Annotated in this window: 18 protein-coding genes and 1 riboswitch; of the genes, 9 read left to right on the forward strand and 9 right to left on the reverse strand. The window is 71.6% G+C overall.

Annotated elements, in window-relative coordinates:
- Window positions 1-72: 72 nt before the first annotated feature.
- Window positions 73-1173 carry a S1 family peptidase gene (locus AB0A63_RS08900; protein WP_360387252.1) on the forward strand — a complete coding sequence of 367 codons (1101 nt, stop codon included), beginning with the start codon at window positions 73-75 and terminating at the stop codon, window positions 1171-1173.
- Window positions 1174-1230: 57 nt separating this feature from the next.
- Here AB0A63_RS08900 and AB0A63_RS08905 read toward each other — a convergent pair whose 3' ends face one another.
- Window positions 1231-1719, reverse strand: coding sequence for a MarR family transcriptional regulator (locus AB0A63_RS08905; protein ID WP_360387255.1), 489 nt, complete (start codon window positions 1717-1719; stop codon window positions 1231-1233).
- A 92-nt stretch (window positions 1720-1811) separates the two neighbouring features.
- Here AB0A63_RS08905 and AB0A63_RS08910 point away from each other — a divergent pair, with 92 nt between their 5' ends.
- On the forward strand, window positions 1812-2699 hold the full coding sequence (locus AB0A63_RS08910) for an ABC transporter ATP-binding protein (RefSeq protein ID WP_360387258.1): 888 nt from the start codon (window positions 1812-1814) through the stop codon (window positions 2697-2699).
- The gene (locus AB0A63_RS08915) at window positions 2696-4279 is read left to right on the forward strand and encodes an ABC transporter permease (protein WP_360387260.1); all 1584 of its coding nucleotides are present in this window, start codon (window positions 2696-2698) and stop codon (window positions 4277-4279) included. Before AB0A63_RS08910 ends, AB0A63_RS08915 begins: the two co-directional genes overlap by 4 nt.
- Here AB0A63_RS08915 and AB0A63_RS08920 read toward each other — a convergent pair.
- Both AB0A63_RS08920 and AB0A63_RS08925 read right to left on the reverse strand, forming a co-directional pair.
- Entirely contained in the window at window positions 4209-5369 is a 1161-nt protein-coding gene (locus AB0A63_RS08920) for an MFS transporter (protein ID WP_360387262.1), read from the reverse strand. The genes AB0A63_RS08915 and AB0A63_RS08920 overlap by 71 nt on opposite strands.
- Before the next feature lie 139 nt (window positions 5370-5508).
- Window positions 5509-6408 carry a PAC2 family protein gene (locus AB0A63_RS08925; protein WP_360387265.1) on the reverse strand — a complete coding sequence of 300 codons (900 nt, stop codon included), beginning with the start codon at window positions 6406-6408 and terminating at the stop codon, window positions 5509-5511.
- 48 nt (window positions 6409-6456) lie between these two features.
- Between AB0A63_RS08925 and metH the strand changes: the two genes are divergently transcribed.
- Entirely contained in the window at window positions 6457-9996 is a 3540-nt protein-coding gene (metH, locus tag AB0A63_RS08930; RefSeq protein ID WP_360387267.1) for a methionine synthase, read from the forward strand.
- Window positions 9989-10645, forward strand: coding sequence for an HAD family phosphatase (locus tag AB0A63_RS08935; protein WP_360387270.1), 657 nt, complete (start codon window positions 9989-9991; stop codon window positions 10643-10645). Before metH ends, AB0A63_RS08935 begins: the two co-directional genes overlap by 8 nt.
- Here AB0A63_RS08935 and AB0A63_RS08940 read toward each other — a convergent pair.
- From AB0A63_RS08940 to AB0A63_RS08950, 3 genes are all read right to left on the reverse strand, one after another.
- Window positions 10642-11388 (reverse strand): CbtA family protein, encoded by a 747-nt coding sequence (locus tag AB0A63_RS08940; RefSeq protein WP_360387272.1) that lies wholly within the window; start codon window positions 11386-11388, stop codon window positions 10642-10644. The genes AB0A63_RS08935 and AB0A63_RS08940 overlap by 4 nt on opposite strands.
- Window positions 11389-11404: 16 nt before the next feature.
- Window positions 11405-11593: a CbtB-domain containing protein gene (locus AB0A63_RS08945; protein ID WP_089955709.1), complete on the reverse strand. Its 189-nt coding sequence runs from the start codon at window positions 11591-11593 to the stop codon at window positions 11405-11407.
- Between the two features lie 31 nt (window positions 11594-11624).
- Window positions 11625-11814: riboswitch (cobalamin riboswitch) on the reverse strand.
- Window positions 11815-11848: 34 nt separating this feature from the next.
- Window positions 11849-12499 (reverse strand): (2Fe-2S)-binding protein, encoded by a 651-nt coding sequence (locus tag AB0A63_RS08950; RefSeq protein WP_360387276.1) that lies wholly within the window; start codon window positions 12497-12499, stop codon window positions 11849-11851.
- A gap of 106 nt (window positions 12500-12605) precedes the next feature.
- On the opposite strand from AB0A63_RS08950, the gene AB0A63_RS08955 reads away from it, so the two are divergent.
- The 3 genes from AB0A63_RS08955 to AB0A63_RS08965 are packed head-to-tail and all read left to right on the forward strand — an operon-like array spanning window position 12606 to window position 14034.
- A complete protein-coding gene (locus tag AB0A63_RS08955; protein WP_065920430.1) occupies window positions 12606-12869 on the forward strand; it encodes a phosphoribosyl-ATP diphosphatase in 264 nt (87 codons plus the stop codon).
- Between the two features lie 14 nt (window positions 12870-12883).
- Window positions 12884-13744, forward strand: a complete 861-nt coding sequence (gene hisG / locus AB0A63_RS08960; RefSeq protein WP_360387278.1) for an ATP phosphoribosyltransferase — start codon at window positions 12884-12886, stop codon at window positions 13742-13744.
- Window positions 13741-14034: an antibiotic biosynthesis monooxygenase gene (locus AB0A63_RS08965; protein ID WP_360387281.1), complete on the forward strand. Its 294-nt coding sequence runs from the start codon at window positions 13741-13743 to the stop codon at window positions 14032-14034. The genes hisG and AB0A63_RS08965 overlap by 4 nt, the downstream gene beginning before the upstream one ends.
- Here AB0A63_RS08965 and AB0A63_RS08970 read toward each other — a convergent pair.
- The 3 genes from AB0A63_RS08970 to AB0A63_RS08980 all read right to left on the reverse strand — a co-directional run bounded on the left by AB0A63_RS08970 (window position 13990) and on the right by AB0A63_RS08980 (window position 16486).
- Window positions 13990-14619 (reverse strand): phosphoribosyltransferase family protein, encoded by a 630-nt coding sequence (locus tag AB0A63_RS08970; RefSeq protein WP_360387283.1) that lies wholly within the window; start codon window positions 14617-14619, stop codon window positions 13990-13992. The two genes, AB0A63_RS08965 and AB0A63_RS08970, sit on opposite strands and share 45 nt — an antisense overlap.
- Window positions 14620-14879: 260 nt before the next feature.
- A complete protein-coding gene (locus AB0A63_RS08975) occupies window positions 14880-15644 on the reverse strand; it encodes a thioesterase family protein (protein WP_360388354.1) in 765 nt (254 codons plus the stop codon).
- Window positions 15641-16486 (reverse strand): PD-(D/E)XK nuclease family protein, encoded by an 846-nt coding sequence (locus AB0A63_RS08980; protein WP_360387286.1) that lies wholly within the window; start codon window positions 16484-16486, stop codon window positions 15641-15643. The genes AB0A63_RS08975 and AB0A63_RS08980 overlap by 4 nt, the downstream gene beginning before the upstream one ends.
- 106 nt (window positions 16487-16592) lie before the next feature.
- Between AB0A63_RS08980 and AB0A63_RS08985 the strand changes: the two genes are divergently transcribed.
- Window positions 16593-17711: a site-2 protease family protein gene (locus AB0A63_RS08985; protein ID WP_360387289.1), complete on the forward strand. Its 1119-nt coding sequence runs from the start codon at window positions 16593-16595 to the stop codon at window positions 17709-17711.
- The last annotated feature ends 2 nt before the right edge of the window (window positions 17712-17713 follow it).

Consider the following 17713-nt stretch of genomic DNA (forward strand, 5'->3'; position numbering starts at 1 on the left):
CCCTCATCGCCGCTGCCCGGTCCGGTGTTACTCCCGGCCCTGCACGAGATCGAAAGATGAGGAGAAGTGCCTATGAAGCGCATTGCCTTCGCGGCGGTCGCCGTCCTGGCGGGTGCCTTCGCGGCGACGGCATCCCCTGCCGCTGTCGCCGCGCCGGAACCGTCGGCGGACCTCTTGGCCGCGATGCAGCGCGACCTCGGCCTCACCGCTGGGCAGGCGGCGGATCGGCTGCGCCAGGAGAGCGCGGCCGCGGTCCTGCAGCACGTCGCACGGGGTCTCGCCGGTGACGACTTCGGTGGCGCGTGGTTCGACGCGGCCACCGGCAAGCTCGTCGTGGGCGTGACCGACGAGGCCAAGTCGCAGCGGCTGCGCCGGCTCGGTGCCGAACCGAGGACGGTGGCCAACTCGGCCGGCGACCTCGACTCGGCCAAGGCGAAGCTGGACGCGGAGAAGGCCCCGGCCGAGGTCACCGGCTGGTTCGTCGACACGAGGGCCAACGTCGTCACGGTCACCGCGAAGCGCGGCCAGGCGCAGGCCGCACAGGCGTTCGCGGCCAAGGCGGGCGCGCTCGCGAAGGTCGTCGAGACCGACGAGGCACCGCGGTTGCTCAAGGACATCCGCGGCGGTGACGCGTACTACATCAACAACGCCGGTCGCTGCTCGGTGGGCTTCGCGGTGCAGGGCGGGTTCGTCACCGCCGGTCACTGCGGCTCGTCCGGTGACTCCGTGGCCGGTGCCGACCGCACCGCGCTCGGCGCGTTCGAAGGCTCGTCCTTCCCGGGCAACGACTACGGGTGGGTCAAGGCCAACTCGTCCTGGACGCCCACGGCCAAGGTGAACCACTACGGCGGCGCCGACGTCGTCGTCTCCGGCAGCACCGAGGCCGCGGTCGGCGCGTCGATCTGCCGTTCCGGCTCCACCACGGGCTGGCACTGCGGCACGGTCTCGGCCAAGAACCAGACGGTGAACTACCAGGAGGGCTCGGTCAGCGGCCTCACGCGCACCGACGTGTGCGCGGAGCCCGGTGACTCGGGTGGCTCGTGGGTCAGCGGCACGCAGGCGCAGGGCGTCACCTCGGGTGGCTCCGGCAACTGCACCAGTGGCGGCACGACCTACTTCCAGCCGGTCAACGAGATCCTCTCGGCGTACAACCTGACGCTGGTCACGGGCTGACGTCCGGCGCATGGCTGAGAACGCCCGCGGGTCCCTGTCCCCGCGGGCGTTCCGCGTTCACGACTCGCGGTCGGCGATCCACTTCTCGCGGTGCGCCTTCCAGCGCTCGATCATCGACCCGAGCTCGCCGTGGCAGAACCGGAAGAACTCGCGCGTCTCGTCCAGCCGCGCCCCGGCGTCGGTGTGCGTGCCCAGCGCCGTGACGCCCTCCGACAGCACCTCGTCGATCATCCCGAGCATCTGGTCCTTGCGGAACGTCGCCTCGTACCAGACGTCGTCGCGCATCCGGTACACGTCCCGGCGCGAGCCGGGCTCCCGTTCGCGGCTCACGATCCGGACCTGGGTCAGGTAGCGCACCGCGCCCGACACCGCCGCCGGGCTGATCTGCAGCAGGTCGGCGATCTCGGCCGAGGTGAGCTTGCCGGAGTCGGTCGTGAGCAACGCCGCGAGTATCCGTGCGGGCATGCGGGCCATGCCCGTGTCCGACAGGATTGCGCCGAACCGTTCGACGAACTGGCTCACCGCCTGCTGGTCACGCTGGGTCACCCTGGTCACCGCGGCATCATCCCCTTCCGTCAGCCGATCGGGCAAAATTTACGGACTTCACGAAGTTGTGAAACAAGCGTAGCTTACCGGCCATGACATCTGCGATATCCGTGTCGGGCCTGGTGAAGACCTTCGGCCCGACGCGTGCACTGGACGATCTGAACCTGGACGTCCGGACCGGTGAGGTGCACGGCTTCCTGGGACCCAACGGTTCCGGCAAGTCGACGACGATCCGGATCCTCCTCGGCCTGCTGCGGGCCGATTCCGGCACCGCGCGGCTGCTCGGCGGCGACCCGTGGAAGGACACCGCGTCCCTGCACCGCCGCCTCGCCTACGTCCCCGGCGACGTGAACCTCTGGCCCAACCTGACCGGCGGCGAGGTCATCGACCTGCTCGGACGCCTGCGCGGCGGGCTGAACCCCGCCCGCCGCGCCGAGCTGCTGGAGCGCTTCGAGCTGGACCCGCGCAAGAAGGGCCGCACCTACTCCAAGGGCAACCGGCAGAAGGTCGCGCTGGTCGCCGCGCTGTCGAGCGACGTGGAGCTGCTGATCCTGGACGAGCCGACCTCGGGCCTCGACCCGCTGATGGAGGCCGTCTTCCAGGACTGCATCAACGACGAACGCGCGCGCGGCCGCACCGTGCTGCTGTCGAGCCACATCCTCGCCGAGGTCGAGGCGCTGTGCGACCGGGTGAGCATCATCCGCAACGGGCACGTCGTCGAGACCGGCACGCTCGCCGACCTGCGGCACCTGACCCGCACCTCGATCTCCGCGGAGCTCGCCGGCCCGCCCGACGGCCTGGCGCACCTCGACGGCGTGCACGACCTGGTCGCCGAGGGCAACCGGGTGAGGTTCGAGGTCGACTCGGACAAGCTCGACCTCGCCCTCAAGCAGCTGGTGTCCACCGGCGTGCGCACCCTGACCTCGCAGCCGCCCACGCTGGAGGAGCTGTTCCTGCGCCACTACGAGGACGCCAAATGATCGGCACCTGGCAGCTCGTGCGGCTGGCGTTGCGCCGCGACCGGGTGCTGCTGCCGGTCTGGGTGCTGTTCCTGGTCGGCGTCACCTACTCGACGACCACCGCGCTGGAGGAGCTGTACTCCTCGCAGGAGTCGCGGGCGCTGCTCGGCGCCACCGCGAACGCCAACTCCGCGTTCCTCGCGATGCTCGGCCCGTTGCACGACTGGTCGTCGCTGGGCGGCCTGGTGGTGTGGCGCTGGGGCGTGTTCTCCGGCCTGTTCGTCGCGATCATGGCCATGCTGGTCGTCACCCGCCACACGCGCGCAGAAGAAGAGGCAGGCCGCACGGAGCTCATCGCCGCCACGGTCGTCGGCCGGCACGCGCCCCTGGCCGCCGCGGTGGTCGTCGCGGGCGGCACGAGCCTGCTGATCGGGCTCCTGCAAGCGCTCGCGCTGATCGGCAAGGACCTCGACGCGGCCGGCTCGTTCGCGTTCGGCCTGTCGACGGCTTCGGTGGGCCTCGTGTTCACCGGCGTCAGCGCCCTGACCGCCCAGCTGTCGGAGAACTCGCGCGTGTCGAACGCGGTCGCGGGCGGCTTCCTCGGCGTCACCTACCTGTTCCGCGCGGCCGGCGACGCCGCGGGGGAGTCGGGCCCGCAGTGGCTGACCTGGCTCTCGCCGATCGGCTGGACCGAGCACGTGCGGTCGTTCGGCGACGACCGGTTCTGGGTGCTGCTGCTCCCGCTGGCCGCGTTCGTCCTGCTCGTGGGCCTGTCGAGCTACGTCGTGACCCGCCGCGACGTCGGGCTCGGCCTGCTGGCCGCGCGGCCCGGCCCGGCGCACGGCACGATCGGCAGCCCGTTCGGCCTGGCCTGGCGGCTGCAGAGGGGCTCGCTGATCGGCTGGTCGATCGCGTTGTCCGGCGTGGGCGTGATCTACGGCAGCGTCGCGCAGGCGGTCGGGCAGATGGTGCAGGACAACCCCGCGCTCGGGCAGGTCGTGCAGCAGATCGGCGGTGCCGACGCGATGGTGGACGCGTTCTTCGCGACCGTCACGCAGCTGCTGGGCCTGATCACGTCGATCTACCTGGTCCAGGCGGTGCTGCGGCTGCGGTCGGAGGAGACCTCGCTCCGGGCGGAGCCACTGCTCGCCACCCCGGTGTCGCGCTCGGGCTGGGTCGCCTCGCACGCGGTGTTCGCCCTGGTGGGCGGCGCGGTCGTGCTGGTGGCGGCGGGCCTGGGGCTTGGCCTGGTCTACGGAGTGCAGACCGACGACCTGGGCGGTGTGCTGCCGCGCATGGTCGGCACCGCGCTGGTCCAGCTCCCGGCGGCCTGGGTGGTCGCGGGCGTGGCGCTGGCGCTGTTCGGGGTGTTCCCGCAGCTCACCGGCGTGAGCTGGGCGGTGGTGTCGGTGTCGCTGGTGCTCACGCTGCTCGGCCCGGCCCTGCGGCTCGACCAGTGGGTGGTCGACCTCGCGCCGTTCACGCACGTCCCGAAGTACCCGGACATCACCTTCGAGCCGCTCGGGTGGCTCACCGCGGTCGCGGTGGTGCTCCTGGCCGCGGGCTTCGCCGGCTTCCGGCGCCGCGACCTGACCACGTGACGACCGCGGGCACGACGACCAGCAGCGCGGCGGGCACGAGGAAGCCCGCGAGCGGGTGGGCCTGGTAGAGCGGCACGAACGCCAGCGGGGCCGCGGCGGCACCCATGAAGCGCAGCGACTGCACGACGCTGACGCTGCCGCCCCTGTTGGCGTTGTCGCTCTGCAGCACCAGCGCGTTGATGCTGACCAGCACGCCCTGCGCCGCCGCACCGGTCAGCGCCCACGCGACCACCACGAGCGCCGCCAGCGGGGCCGTGCCGACCGCGGCGACGAGACCACCGCCGAGCGTCGCGCCGACGACGACGGTGGTGGTCGCGCCGAACCGGTCGATCGCCCTGCCGATGTGCCGGGCGGTCAGGAACCCGACGACGCCGAACCCGGTGAGCAACAACCCGCGTTCACCGGCACCGAGCCCGAACACGTCGTCCAGCCGGAACGCCACGAGGAACGACAGCCCGCCCAGACAACCCCAGCCGATGAACGCGATCAGCGCCGGCCGCAGCGTGCTGGGCACGAACGCGCTGCGCAGGCTCGCGTCCCGCTCCGGTTCGGCGTCGGTCTGCGGCACCCCCAGCACCGCGAGCCCGGCCGCCACGACCGCGATCACCACGAACGCCAGCCGCCAGTCGACCTCCGCGCTGAGCCCGCCCACCAGCGGCGCCGACGTCTGCCCGGCCGCCTGCATCGACCCGAACAGCCCCAGTGCGCGCCCGAGCTTCTCCTTGGGGGTCGAGGCGGCGATCACGGCCAGCAGCACCGGCGTGGTGAACGAGTTCGCCGCACCCTGCAACGCCCGCGAGGCCAGCAGCACCTCGAACGTCCACGCGCTCGCGGCCAGCAGGGACGTGACGGCGTAGGCGACGTACGCGACCCGGACCGTGCGCTGCGGTCCCCAGCGCTGCGCGAGCGTGCCGGACACCAGCATCAGCACCGCGAACGGCACGAGGTAGTAGGTGAGCGTCGAGGCCGCCGCACCCGGCGAGCGGCCGAAGCTGCCGCCGATCTCGGGCAGGACCGACGTGGTGACGGCGCCGCCGAACGGCCCGATCAGTGCGCCCGCGTACAACCCGGCGCGTGCCAACCGTCCCACGGACACCTCCGCCGTTCACCCTAATCGGGCCGGCGGCACAGATGCTTGCCGGGTGCTAACTTTCCCCGCCGTCCCGGCTGAGGGCGTCTGCAAGTACCACCAACCACCCTGTTGGTGGTACTTGCAGACGCCCGGAAGGTCAGCGCGGACCGGTCGACGGCCAGCCGGGACCGCGGCCACGACGGCGCAGGTAGCGCTCGAACTCGGCCGCGATGTCGTCACCGGAGGCCTCGGTGATCTGCATGGCCGCGTCGCCGCGCTCCTCCAGCGCACGCACGTAGTTGCGCACGTCCTCGTCCTCGTCGGCCATCTCGGAGACGGTCCGCTCCCACTCCTCCGCCTGTTCGGGCAGCGCGCCGAGCGGGACCTCGATGTCGAGGACCTCCTCCACCCGGTGCAGCAGCGCGAGCGTGGCCTTGGGGGAGGGCGGCTGCGACACGTAGTGCGGCACGGCGGCCCAGAACGAGATGGCCGGGATGCCGGCCCGCACGCACGCGTCCTGGAACACGCCGACGATGCCGGTCGGGCCCTCGTACTTCGAGTGCTCCAGGCCGAACTTCTCGGCGGCGTCCGCGTCGTAGGCGGTTCCGGTGACCGGGACGGGGCGGGTGTGCGGCGTGTCCATGAGCAGGGCGCCGAGCGTCACCACGGTCGTCACCCCGAGCACCTCGATGTGGCCGAGGAGCTCGTCCGCGAACTTGCGCCACCTCATGTTCGGCTCGATGCCGTGCACGAGGACCACGTCGACGGAGGAACCGGGCGGCCGGCACACCGAGAGCCGCGTCGTCGGCCAGTCGACCCTTCGGGTGACACCGTCCACCATGCGGACCGTGGGCCGCGTCACCTGGAAGTCGTAGTAGTCGTCCGGGTCGATCTCGGCGAGCGGGGTGGCGTCCCAGGTGAGTTGCAGGTGCTCGACGGCGGTGCTCGCGGCATCGCCGGCGTCGTTCCACCCCTCGAAAGCGCAGACCATGATCGGGCTCGTGAGCGGTTCGCGCGGGTTCGCGGGGGTCGGGGAGTCCTGGGACGGATCGTTCACGGCGCCAGACTACGGCCTCCCCCAGCCAAGTCATCGTAGGCTTGGCCCATGCCTGATCGTGGATCCTCGCCGTTCCTCGAAGCGCTGGTGAACCGGGTTGTGGTCGCCGACGGCGCCATGGGCACGATGCTCCAGGCCGCCGACCTCTCGCTCGACGACTTCTCCGGTCTCGAGGGCTGCAACGAGATCTTGAACGTCACCCGGCCGGACGTCGTGAAGGCCGTCCACCGCGGTTATCTCAAGGTCGGCGTGGACGCCGTCGAGACCAACACGTTCGGGGCGAACCTCGCGAACCTGGCCGAGTACGACATCGCCGATCAGATCCACCACCTGTCCGAACGCGGCGCGGCACTGGCCCGCGAGGTGGCCGACGAGTTCAGCACCCCCGACCGGCCGCGGTTCGTGCTCGGCTCGGTCGGCCCCGGCACCAAGCTGCCGACGCTGGGCCACGCCCCGTACGCCACGCTGCGCGACGCCTACGTGGAGCAGTGCCGCGGCCTGCTCGCCGGCGGCGTGGACGCGATCATCGTCGAGACCTCGCAGGACCTGCTGCAGACGAAGGCGTCGGTCGTCGGCGCCAAGCGCGCGATGACCGCGGAGGGCCGCACGGTCCCGATCATCGCCCAGGTCACCGTCGAGACGACCGGCACGATGCTGCTGGGCTCGGAGATCGGTGCCGCGCTGACCGCGCTGGAACCGCTCGGCATCGACCTGATCGGCCTCAACTGCGCGACCGGCCCCGCCGAGATGAGCGAGCACCTGCGCACGCTGGCCAAGCACGCCCGCATCCCGCTGTCGGTGATGCCGAACGCCGGCCTGCCCGAGCTCGGCCCGAACGGCGCCGTCTACCCGCTCTCCCCGGAGGAGCTGGCCCGTGCGCTGGCCGGGTTCGTCACCGAGTTCGGCACCCGGCTCGTGGGCGGCTGCTGCGGCACGACCGCGGAGCACCTGCGCCAGGTCGCCGCCGCCGTGCGCGACCTCGGCCCGCCCGCGCGCCGGCCGCGTCCCGAGCCCGGGGTGTCCTCCCTGTACCAGTCCGTCCCGTTCAAGCAGGACGCCTCGGTGCTGATGATCGGCGAGCGCACGAACGCCAACGGCTCCAAGGCGTTCCGGGAGGCGATGCTCGCCCAGAAGTGGGACGACTGCATCGAGATCGCGCGGGATCAGACCCGCGAGGGCGCGCACCTCATCGACCTGTGCGTCGACTACGTCGGCCGCGACGGCGAGGCGGACATGCGGGCGCTCGCGTCCCGCCTGGCCACCGCGTCGACGTTGCCGGTCGTGCTCGACTCCACCGAGCCGGACGTGCTGCGAGCGGGCCTGGAGTGCCTGGGCGGCCGGTGCGCGGTGAACTCGGTGAACTACGAGGACGGCGACGGGCCCGACTCGCGGTTCCAGAAGATCATGCGGCTGGTGTCCGAGCACGGTGCCGCGGTCGTGGCGCTGTGCATCGACGAGGAGGGCCAGGCGCGCACCAGGGACTGGAAGGTCCGCGTCGCCACCCGGTTGATCGAGGACCTGACCGAGAACTGGGGCCTGCGCCGCTCCGACATCATCGTCGACTGCCTGACGTTCCCGATCTCCACCGGCCAGGAGGAGGTCCGCCGCGACGCGGTCGAGACGATCGAGGCGATCCGCGAGCTCAAGCGCCGCTACCCGGACGTGCAGACGACGCTGGGCCTGTCGAACGTCTCCTTCGGACTCAACCCGGCCGCGCGCCAGGTGCTGAACTCGGTGTTCCTGCACGAGTGCGTGCAGGCGGGCCTCGACACGGCGATCGTGCACGCGTCGAAGATCGTGCCGATGGCGCGCATCCCCGACGAGCAGCGCGCGGTGGCGCTGGACCTGGTCCACGACCGCCGCCGCGAGGGCTACGACCCGCTGCAGAAGCTGATGGAGCTGTTCGAGGGCGTCACCACCAAGTCGAACTCCGCGTCGCGCGCCGAGGAGCTGGCCGCGCTGCCGTTGTTCGAACGGCTGGAGCGCCGGATCGTCGACGGCGAGCGCAACGGCCTGGAAGCGGACCTGGACCTCGCACTGGACGAACGCCCGGCGTTGCAGATCATCAACGACACGCTGCTGGCGGGCATGAAAACCGTCGGCGAGCTGTTCGGCTCCGGCCAGATGCAGCTGCCGTTCGTGCTGCAGTCCGCCGAGGTCATGAAGACCGCCGTCGCGCACCTCGAACCGCACATGGAACGGTCCGACGACGGCGGCAAGGGCCGCATCGTGCTCGCCACGGTCAAGGGCGACGTGCACGACATCGGCAAGAACCTCGTCGACATCATCCTGTCCAACAACGGCTACGAGGTCGTGAACATCGGCATCAAGCAGCCGATCAACGCCATCCTGGAGGCCGCGCAGCAGCACCGCGCGGACGCGATCGGCATGTCCGGCCTGCTGGTCAAGTCGACCGTGGTCATGAAGGAGAACCTGGAGGAGATGAACTCCAGGGGCGTCGCGGCCCGCTGGCCGGTGCTGCTCGGCGGCGCCGCCCTGACCCGGGCCTACGTCGAGAACGACCTGACCGAGATGTACCTGGGCGACGTCCGCTACGCCCGCGACGCGTTCGAGGGCCTGCGCCTGATGGACGCGATCATGGCGGCGAAACGCGGAGAGACCCCTCTGGTCGACCCGGAGGCCCAGGCGAAGGCCGCCGAGCGCAAGGCCCGCCGCGAACGTGCGCTGCGCATCGCCGCGGCCCGCAAAGCCGCGGCAGGAGAGGAAGAAGCGGGAACCGGTCGTTCCGACGTGGCCACCGACAACCCGGTGCCGGTGCCGCCGTTCTGGGGCAGCCGCGTGGTGAAGGGCATTCCCGTCGCGGACTACAGCGCGCTGCTGGACGAGCGCGCGACGTTCATGGGCCAGTGGGGCCTCAAAGGCACGCGCGGCGGCGGCCCGACCTACGAGGAGCTCGTCGAGACCGAGGGCAGGCCACGGCTGCGGTACTGGATGGAACGCCTTGCGACAGAAGGTGTTCTTGCCCACGCCGCGGTCGTCTACGGCTACTTCCCGTGCGTGTCCGAGGGCAACGACCTGGTCATCCTGACCGAGCCCTCCCCGGACGCGCCGGAGCGCTTCCGGTTCCGCTTTCCGCGCCAGAAGAAGGATCGGCGCCTCTGCCTGGCCGACTTCTGGCGCGCCCGCTCGTCGGGTGAGGTCGACGTCATCGCGTTCCACCTCGTGACGATGGGCCAGCCGATCGCCGACTACGCCAACGAGCTGTTCGGCAAGAACGCGTATCGTGAGTACCTGGAGGTCCACGGACTGGGGGTCCAGCTCACCGAAGCGCTGGCCGAGTACTGGCACAAGCGCGTGCGCGAGGAGCTCGTGTGGCCGGCGGGCGGGTCAGTGGCCCAGGAAGACCCCGCCGCCGTCGAGGAGTACTTCAAGCTCGGCTACCGCGGCGCGCGGTACTCGTTCGGCTACGGCGCCTGCCCCGAGATGGAAGACCGCCGGCGCGTCGTCGACCTGCTCGACCCGGCCCGCATCGGCGTCACGCTGTCCGAGGAACTCCAGCTCCACCCGGAACAGTCCACCGACGCCTTCGTGGCGCACCACCCGGAGGCGAAGTACTTCAATGTCTGACCCGCAAGCTGTCCTGTGGGACATGGACGGCACGCTGCTGGACTCCGAGAAGCTGTGGGACATCCCGCTCTACGAGTACGCCGAGAAGCTCGGCGGGGTCCTGTCGGTGGAGACCCGCGAACGCATGGTCGGCAGCAACGTCCCCACGACGATGCGCCTGCTGTTCGCCGACGTCGGCATCGAACCGACCGACGCCGACATGGCCGACGGCGCCGCGTGGATCTCCCGCCGCACCGAGGAGGTCTTCCGCACCGGTCTGCCGTGGCGTCCGGGCGCTGCCGAGGCGCTGCGCGCGGTGCGGTCGTCCGGCGTGCCGATGGCGCTGGTGACCTCCACCGAACGGTCGCTGACCGAGGTCGCGCTCGACACCATCGGCCGTGACCTGTTCGACGTGACGGTGTGCGGCGACGAGGTGGACGGTCTGAACAAGCCGCTGCCGGAGCCGTACCTGAAGGCGGCGCGGTTGCTCGGCGTGGACGCGGCGCGGTGCATGGCGGTCGAGGACTCGCCGACCGGTGTCGCCTCGGCGGTGGCGGCCGGGTGCACCGTGTTGGTCGTGCCGTGTGACGTCGAGGTGCCGGCGGGGGAGCGGCGGGTGTTCCGCGACTCCCTCGTCGGCGTCGACCTCGAAGTGCTGCGCGCTCTTTAGAGAGCCGCGACGGGTGCCTTCGCCCGGCGTGTCGCCGGATCGACCAGCAGGCCGAACACCACGCCGAGACCGATGTGGAGCGTGGCCAGCTGGGCGAGCGAGCTGAGGCGGAACTGCCACAGCACGGCCACCGGCATGTCCGCCGGGATCGTGTCCGGCGGCGTGGGGAACGCCACCAGCACCACCGCCACCGCCGCCACGACCGCGAGCAGCACCGCGGTCACGCGGACCGGGTGCGGCTGCGCGGCCAGCGCCGAGGCGAGCCAGCTCGCTCCCCAGACGATCGCCAGACCGGCCACCACCACGCCCAGGTACAGCGCGGTGCGGTAGTTCACCGTGTCCGGGTCGCCCACCGCGGGCGGGTTCGCCGGGTACTTCAGCCACGGCAGCAGCGCCACCGCACCGAACACGGCGACTCCGAACGCGGTGCTGCGGGTGAACGGCGTGCGGTCGGCGAACCAGCGCTTCGACAGCGCGTAGGCCGTGGCGAACACCAGGCCGACGGCGATGCCGACGATCACCACGCCGAGCATGCCGCCCGCGATCTGGACGCCGCGGCTGACCAGCCCCTCCTCGCCGTGCGAGTGGGAGTGGCCGTCACCGGCGGGGGCGCGGGCCTCCTCGACCGCCAGTGCTGCGCGGATGGGGATCTCGGTGACCAGGAGCTGCACGAGCGCGGAGGCGGTACCGGCGATGGCGCCGGCCGCGAGTCCGCGCAGTGCGATCGACTTGTACGTCGTCATCTGCGTGATCAGCGGATCAGTGGCAGGGAACGCCGAGGGCGTGGCGGCCGTCGTGGAAGAACTCGTGCAGCAGCTCCGAGCTCGCACCGAGAGCGAGGCCGTTCTCCTGCAGGACCAGGTAGGTGACGATCAGGCCGAGCAGTGAGACGGCGAAGGCCCACTTGGGCACGCGGACGGCGGACAGGCTTGCTGCGGGGCTCGTCATGACGGGCTCCTCCATACCTCGTGGAAGGTGAAACTCCTTACGGCGCCGCAGCCGGTCTCCTGACTCCCGGATCAACGCTGCCCCCGCGTCTTCCCAGCCCCTCGCGGGACCAGTGACGTGCTCGGCGGGGATCGCTTCCCGGTCACAGTGGCGAGGACCGCGCCGGATTTCCACCGGCTTCCCGTCACTGCGGCGCGTGCACCGTAAGGTGAACGGCGGTTCACGCACAACCGGCCATAAGAGTTGTCGTCTTCATCACTTCACAAGAGGGCAGTCCCCGCACTTCCCACCTGCGGCAACGCGGTAGTAAAGGCAGCACGACCGGCGCAGGAACGCGACCTCGCCGGGCAGGGTGACGAATTCCCCGGCACCTTCGAACGGTGGCGCTGCCATGAGCCGGTTGCCGCGTTCCTCCGCTTCCTCCGCACTCAGCGCACCCGCTCGCACCACCATTTTCAGCGCGCCCGCGATGTTCGACATCGCGTTGCCCCACAGCAGACCGCGTGCCACGGGCACGACCGCGTGGACCGCCTCCACGACCGGTGCGAGCGCCTCCGCCGGGCGCGGGCCGAGCCGCGGGGTGTCGATGCGGACGCTCAGGCCGTTGCGGCGGTGGTGCTGCCACCACAGGTTCTCCGGGCGCACGTCGATCGGCAGGTCCGTCGCGGTGAGCGGGCTGAGCAGCCGCGCGGTGTAGCTGAGGAAGAACAGGCTGGCGGCGACGCGGGGCTCGGCGGCGTTGTAGCGGGCCGCGATCGCGTCGATGGTCTCCCTGAGGGCGGGGCCTTCGAGCAGTGCCGTCCCCGGCAGCCACGAGTCGTCCGGACGGCCCACGTCCAGCGCGAAGAACGGGTTGATGCCGCGCACCTGGCGCAGCGCTGCGAGGACTTCGGCGAACTCCGACACAGATTCACGCTACTGGGTGTCCATGCAGGACAGATCACGTCCACGGGCTGGAACAGAGGTGACCGCGGTGTGGACCACCCGTCCGGAGGTGGGAGGATGTGCCCCCGTGAAGACCTTCGACTCGCTGTTCGCCGAACTGACCGAACGAGCCCGCACCAAGCCGGAGGGTTCCGGCACCGTGGCTGCGCTTGAGGCCGGCGTCCATGCGCAGGGCAAGAAGGTCCTGGAGGAAGCGGGCGAGGTCTGGATCGCCGCCGAGTACGAGTCCGACGAGAAGCTCGCGGAAGAGATCTCGCAGCTGCTGTACCGCCTCCAGGTGATCATGCTGGGCCGCGGCCTGACCCTCGACGACGTCTACAAGTACCTCTGACGGAGAGCTGACCGATGCTGCGCGTAGCAGTCCCGAACAAGGGCGCGCTCGCCGAACGCGCCTCCGCGATGCTGACCGAGGCCGGTTACCGGCAGCGGCACGAGCCGCGCGACCTGACCGTGCTCGACCCGAACAACGAGGTCGAGTTCTTCTTCTTGCGCCCCAAGGACATCGCGATCTACGTGGCGTCCGGTGACCTCGACCTGGGCATCACCGGCCGCGACCTGGCCGCCGACTCGGGTGCCGACGACAACGGTTCCTCCGTCGAGGAGCTGCTGGCGCTGGGCTTCGGCGGGTCCACCTTCCGCTACGCGGGCCCGCGGGGCACCGACTGGACGGTCGAGGACCTGGAGGGCAAGCGGCTCGCCACCGCCTACCCGAAGCTGGTCGGCCGCGACCTCAAACGCCGCGGCATCAACGCCACGGTGATCCGCCTCGACGGCGCGGTCGAGATCTCCATCCAGCTCGGCGTGGCCGACCTGATCGCCGACGTCGTGGGCTCCGGCCGCACGCTGCGCCAGCACGACCTGGTGGCGTTCGGCGAGCCGATCTGCGAGTCGGAGGCGGTCCTCGTGCACCGCGCGGGCTCGGAGCTGTCGCCGGCCAAGAAGCAGCTGCAGGCCCGCCTGCAGGGCGTCGTGTTCGCCCAGCAGTACCTGATGCTGGACTACGACTGCCCGCGCACGCTGCTGGACGAGGCGATCAGCCTCACGCCGGGCCTGGAGTCGCCGACGGTCGCGCCGCTGGCCGACGAGAACTGGGTCGCGGTGCGGGCGATGGTCCGCCGCCGCGACGCGAACCGGGTCATGGACGAGCTGGCCGCGATCGGCGCCAAGGCGATCCTGGCCTCGGACATCCGGTTCTGCCGCCTGTGATCCTGGAGCACGCCGTGCTGGACGTCCTGCCCGGACGTGCGGCGGAGTTCGAGGAGGTCTTCGGCGAGGCGCGGGAGCTGATCTCCGCCTCGCCGGGCTTCCTCGGCCTGCGGCTGTCGCGGTGCCTGGAGGACCCGAACCGGTACCTGCTGCTGGTGCAGTGGGAGTCGGTCGAGGCGCACACGGTCGGGTTCCGCCAGGGCCCGTCCTACGCCCGGTGGTCGGAGCTGCTGCACCGGTTCTACTCACCGTTCCCGGTGGTCCAGCACTTCGAGGACCTCGGCGTCTGAGGTCTGCTCGAAGCGGTCGTACCACCGGCTCACCGCACCGAGGTGCCGCGGCAGGAGCACCGCCACCACGGGCGTGCTGAACGTGCGCACCGACTGCCTCGCGGCGACCGGCACGGCCAGCACCAGGCGGTTCGGCCCTCGTCGCTCCAGCCAGTGCAGGGCGGCCCGCGCGGTGACACCGGTGGCCAGCCCGTCGTCGACCACGACCACGTCCCGCCCCTCGACCACGAGCGGCGGCCGGTCCCGCCGGTACAGCGCGGTCCTGCGCGCGGCCTCGGCCCGTTCGCGGTCGCAGCCCGCGGCCAGCTGCTCCTCGGTGAGCCCGAGCGCTCTGAGCACCGCGGCGTCGTAGATCGGCGCGCTGTCCACCGCGACCGCGCCGACCCCGTACTCGGGGTGCCCCGGCGCGCCGATCTTGCGCGCTACCACGACGTCCAGCTCAGCCCCGAGGACCTCCGCGACCTCCGCCGCCACCGGCACACCGCCGCGCGGCAGCCCCAGCACGAGCGGGTCGTGCCAGGTGTGCTCCGCAAGCTGCGCGGCCAGGGCGCGGCCCGCCTCCCGCCGGTTCGCGAACCTCTTCACAGTCCCGCCGACGCTACGCCCCGTCCCCGTTCCCGCGGCACGCACGAACGGCGTAAAGCCGCTGGCAGCTACTTCGCCCGGTGCAACGGCGCGGTGTGTTGGGACGACTTCTGAGCGCCTTCTGGTCTGCGCCACCTGGGAAAGGCGGCCGCACTCGTCCTGGTCGCGCTCGTGCCGGCCCTCACCAGTGAGACGCAGACCCGCGCACTGGGCATCGAGAGCAACGTCCTCGGGATGTCCACAGCAGACTGCGTGCCGAGTCAGCGTTCGCGCACGAACAGGGCCTGCGCTGTCGCCCCCACCGGCCCTTCAACGTCGTGCACGGTGCTCGTCGCCACCCCGACGCCGTCCGGCCCGATGGTGGTGCGCGCGTCCAGGCCGACCCACTCGCCGACGGGACGGCGGTGCAGGTGCACGGTCAGGTCGGTGTTGATGGCGTACCACTTGCGGATGTCCACGCGGGACGAGACACCGCTGGAGGAGTCGACGACGGCGAACAGCCGTTCCAGCGGGGTGATGGGGGAGCCCTCGACCACGTCGACCAGGGGGCGGGCCCACACCAGGGCGTCGCCGGGGGTGAAGATGCCGCCGGACAGGGAGAGCCACTCGACGGCGGAGAGGTAGCCGCCGCCCCAGTGCTCGGGGACCTCCATCGGCACCGCTGCCGACGGCGGGGGCAGCGGGACGCCGGAACCGCCGGCCACCGGGGTGGTGTCGGAGGTCGAGATGCGCCAGGCGCGGGCGACGAGGGCCGCGCGGCCGTTGTGGGACAGGGTGGCGGAGGCCAGCTCCACGGAGCGGCCGGGCCGCTCGACCGCCGTGGTGACGGTGAGGTCGGCCACCGGGACCGGGCCGAGAACCTCGAACGTCACGCGGGCCAGCAGCCGGTCGGTGTCCGACAGGGACCGCACGAGCAGTGCGGAGGGCGGGCCGAGGTGCTGGCTGTCCGGGCCCCACGGGCCGACCGTGTGCGGGGTCGAGCGGTAGGTGTGCTCGTCCAGCGGGAGGTAGAAGGCGGGCATCAGTCGCGGTCCTGGAGGGGTTCGGTGTCGTCGGGCTCCGGCCAGCCGGGGTAGGGCGGCGGGGTGCCGTCGAACGCGGGGCAGAACGCCTTGTGGTCGCAGTAGTCGCACAGGCGGCTCGGCGACGGGCGGAAGTCGCCGGTCGGCGCAGCGCGCATGATGGCCTGCCAGATGGCTTCCAGCGTGCGTTCGAAGCGGGCCAGCTCCGACTCGTCCGGCGTGTAGGCCAGGGCCTGGCGGTCGGCGAGGTACATCAGGCGCAGCTGGCGGGGAACCACACCGCGCAACCGCCACAGCACCAGGGCGTAGAACTTCATCTGGAACAACGCCTTGGCCTCGCCGATCTCGCGCGGCGCTGCGCCGGTCTTGTAGTCCACCACCCGGATCTCGCCCGTCGGCGCCACGTCCACCCGGTCGATGTACCCGCGCAGCAGCACGCCGGAGGGCAGCTCGGACTCGACCAGCAGCTCGCGCGACTCCGGCTCCAGGCGGCGCGGGTCCTCCAGGCCGAAGTAGCCGTCCAGCAGCTTCGTGGCCGACGCCAGCCACTCCACCTCCTCCTCACCACCGGGGACCTCGAAGAGCGTGGCGAACTCGGGCCGCTCGGCCTTCACCCGGTCCCACGCCGGCGCGATCATCGACCGCGCGCGGTCGGGCACCCGCTCGGCGGCGGGCAGTGCGAACAGGTCCTCCAGCACCGCGTGCACGACCGTGCCGCGCACCTGCGCCTTGGTCGGCCGCTCCGGCAGGCGGTCGACCGCGCGGAAGCGGTAGAGCAGCGGGCACTGCTTGAAGTCCCCTGCCCGCGACGGCGACAACGCGGGCCTGCGCAACGTGGTGCTCATGGTCCTGACCCTAGGACAGGGGTCTGACAATTCCGGGCACCCCCTGGTCAGCCGCCCCCCGGCGCGGTACACCGCGAGATCACACCGCTGCCTCTACAGTGCACTCGTGGCCGCGCGGATCAGCGAGAAGGAGGGCGGCCTGCTGCTGTTCCGGGTGGCGGGCATCCCGGTGCTGCTCGCGCCGTCGTGGTGGGTCGGCTCGGCGATCGTGGTGGCGTTCTACGCGCCGCTCGTGGACGACCTCGCCCCCGGCACGCCCCCGGCGGTCGGGCTGCTGCTCGCCACGCTCTTCGCGATCTTCCTCGGCCTCAGCGTGCTCGCACACGAGCTGGGCCACTGCGTCGCGGCACTGCGACTGGGCCTGCCCGTCAGGAGGCTGCGGCTGTACCTGCTGGGCGGGTTGTCGGAGATCATGCGCAGCCCCGGCAAACCCGGCCACGAGGGCATTGTCGCGGGGGCGGGCCCGGCCGTGTCGGTCGTGCTGGCCGTGCTCTTCGGCATCGGCGCGTTCGTCATGGAGCCCAGCAACGTCATCTGGCTGCTGGTGGCCCAGATCGCCGCCGCCAACGTCGCGGTGGCCGTGTTCAACCTCCTGCCGGGGCTCCCGCTCGACGGCGGCCGGATCGTGCGGGCGGGCGTGTGGGCCGTGACCGGTCAACGCGCGACGGGCACGCGGGTCGCCGTCGTCGGCGGTTTCGTCGTGGCGTTCGCGCTCGTCCTGTGGGCGGTCTACGGCATCGCGGAAGGCGCGGAGGACCGGTGGCTGCGCTTCGGAGTGTGCGCGCTCACGGCGTGGGTCGTCGTCGCCGGCGCACGCAGCGAGCTCGCCGGCGAACGGCGCCGCACCTGGCCCGCCGGCGTCACCCTCGACGACCTGATCCTGCCGGTGCTGCAGCTGCCGGCCGAGAGCCCGGTGGCGGACGCGCTGAGCACCAGCGCAGGACGGGGCGTGGTGCTGGTGCGGGCCGACGGCGTCGCGGCCGGGCTGCTCGACGCGGAGGCCGCGCGCAAGCTGGCCGCCGCGAGCCCGTTCGCCCCCGCGGAGCAGGCGGCGGAGCCGATCCTGCCGGAGACGGTGCTGCTGGCCGACGAGCCCGGCGAGGAGATCGTGGAACGCGTCCAGGGCACCGCAGCGTGGCAGTTCCTCGTCGTCGACCTGGAGGGCCGTCCGGCCGGTGTGCTGCGCAGGGAGGACCTGCGTGCGGCCATTGAGAAGGGCGTTTGACA

Origin of the sequence: Lentzea sp. NPDC042327, from assembly GCF_040647275.1 — a bacterium.
Taxonomy (GTDB): Bacteria; Actinomycetota; Actinomycetes; order Mycobacteriales; family Pseudonocardiaceae; genus Lentzea.

Coding starts and splice junctions, on each gene's coding strand:
- AB0A63_RS08945 (WP_089955709.1), bottom strand. CDS start 11,593: ATGACGAGCCCCGCAGCAAGCCTGTCCGCCGTCCGCGTGCCCAAGTGG.
- AB0A63_RS08935 (WP_360387270.1), top strand. CDS start 9,989: ATGTCTGACCCGCAAGCTGTCCTGTGGGACATGGACGGCACGCTGCTG.
- AB0A63_RS08980 (WP_360387286.1), bottom strand. CDS start 16,486: ATGAGCACCACGTTGCGCAGGCCCGCGTTGTCGCCGTCGCGGGCAGGG.
- AB0A63_RS08910 (WP_360387258.1), top strand. CDS start 1,812: ATGACATCTGCGATATCCGTGTCGGGCCTGGTGAAGACCTTCGGCCCG.
- AB0A63_RS08915 (WP_360387260.1), top strand. CDS start 2,696: ATGATCGGCACCTGGCAGCTCGTGCGGCTGGCGTTGCGCCGCGACCGG.
- hisG (WP_360387278.1), top strand. CDS start 12,884: ATGCTGCGCGTAGCAGTCCCGAACAAGGGCGCGCTCGCCGAACGCGCC.
- AB0A63_RS08900 (WP_360387252.1), top strand. CDS start 73: ATGAAGCGCATTGCCTTCGCGGCGGTCGCCGTCCTGGCGGGTGCCTTC.
- metH (WP_360387267.1), top strand. CDS start 6,457: ATGCCTGATCGTGGATCCTCGCCGTTCCTCGAAGCGCTGGTGAACCGG.
- AB0A63_RS08940 (WP_360387272.1), bottom strand. CDS start 11,388: ATGACGACGTACAAGTCGATCGCACTGCGCGGACTCGCGGCCGGCGCC.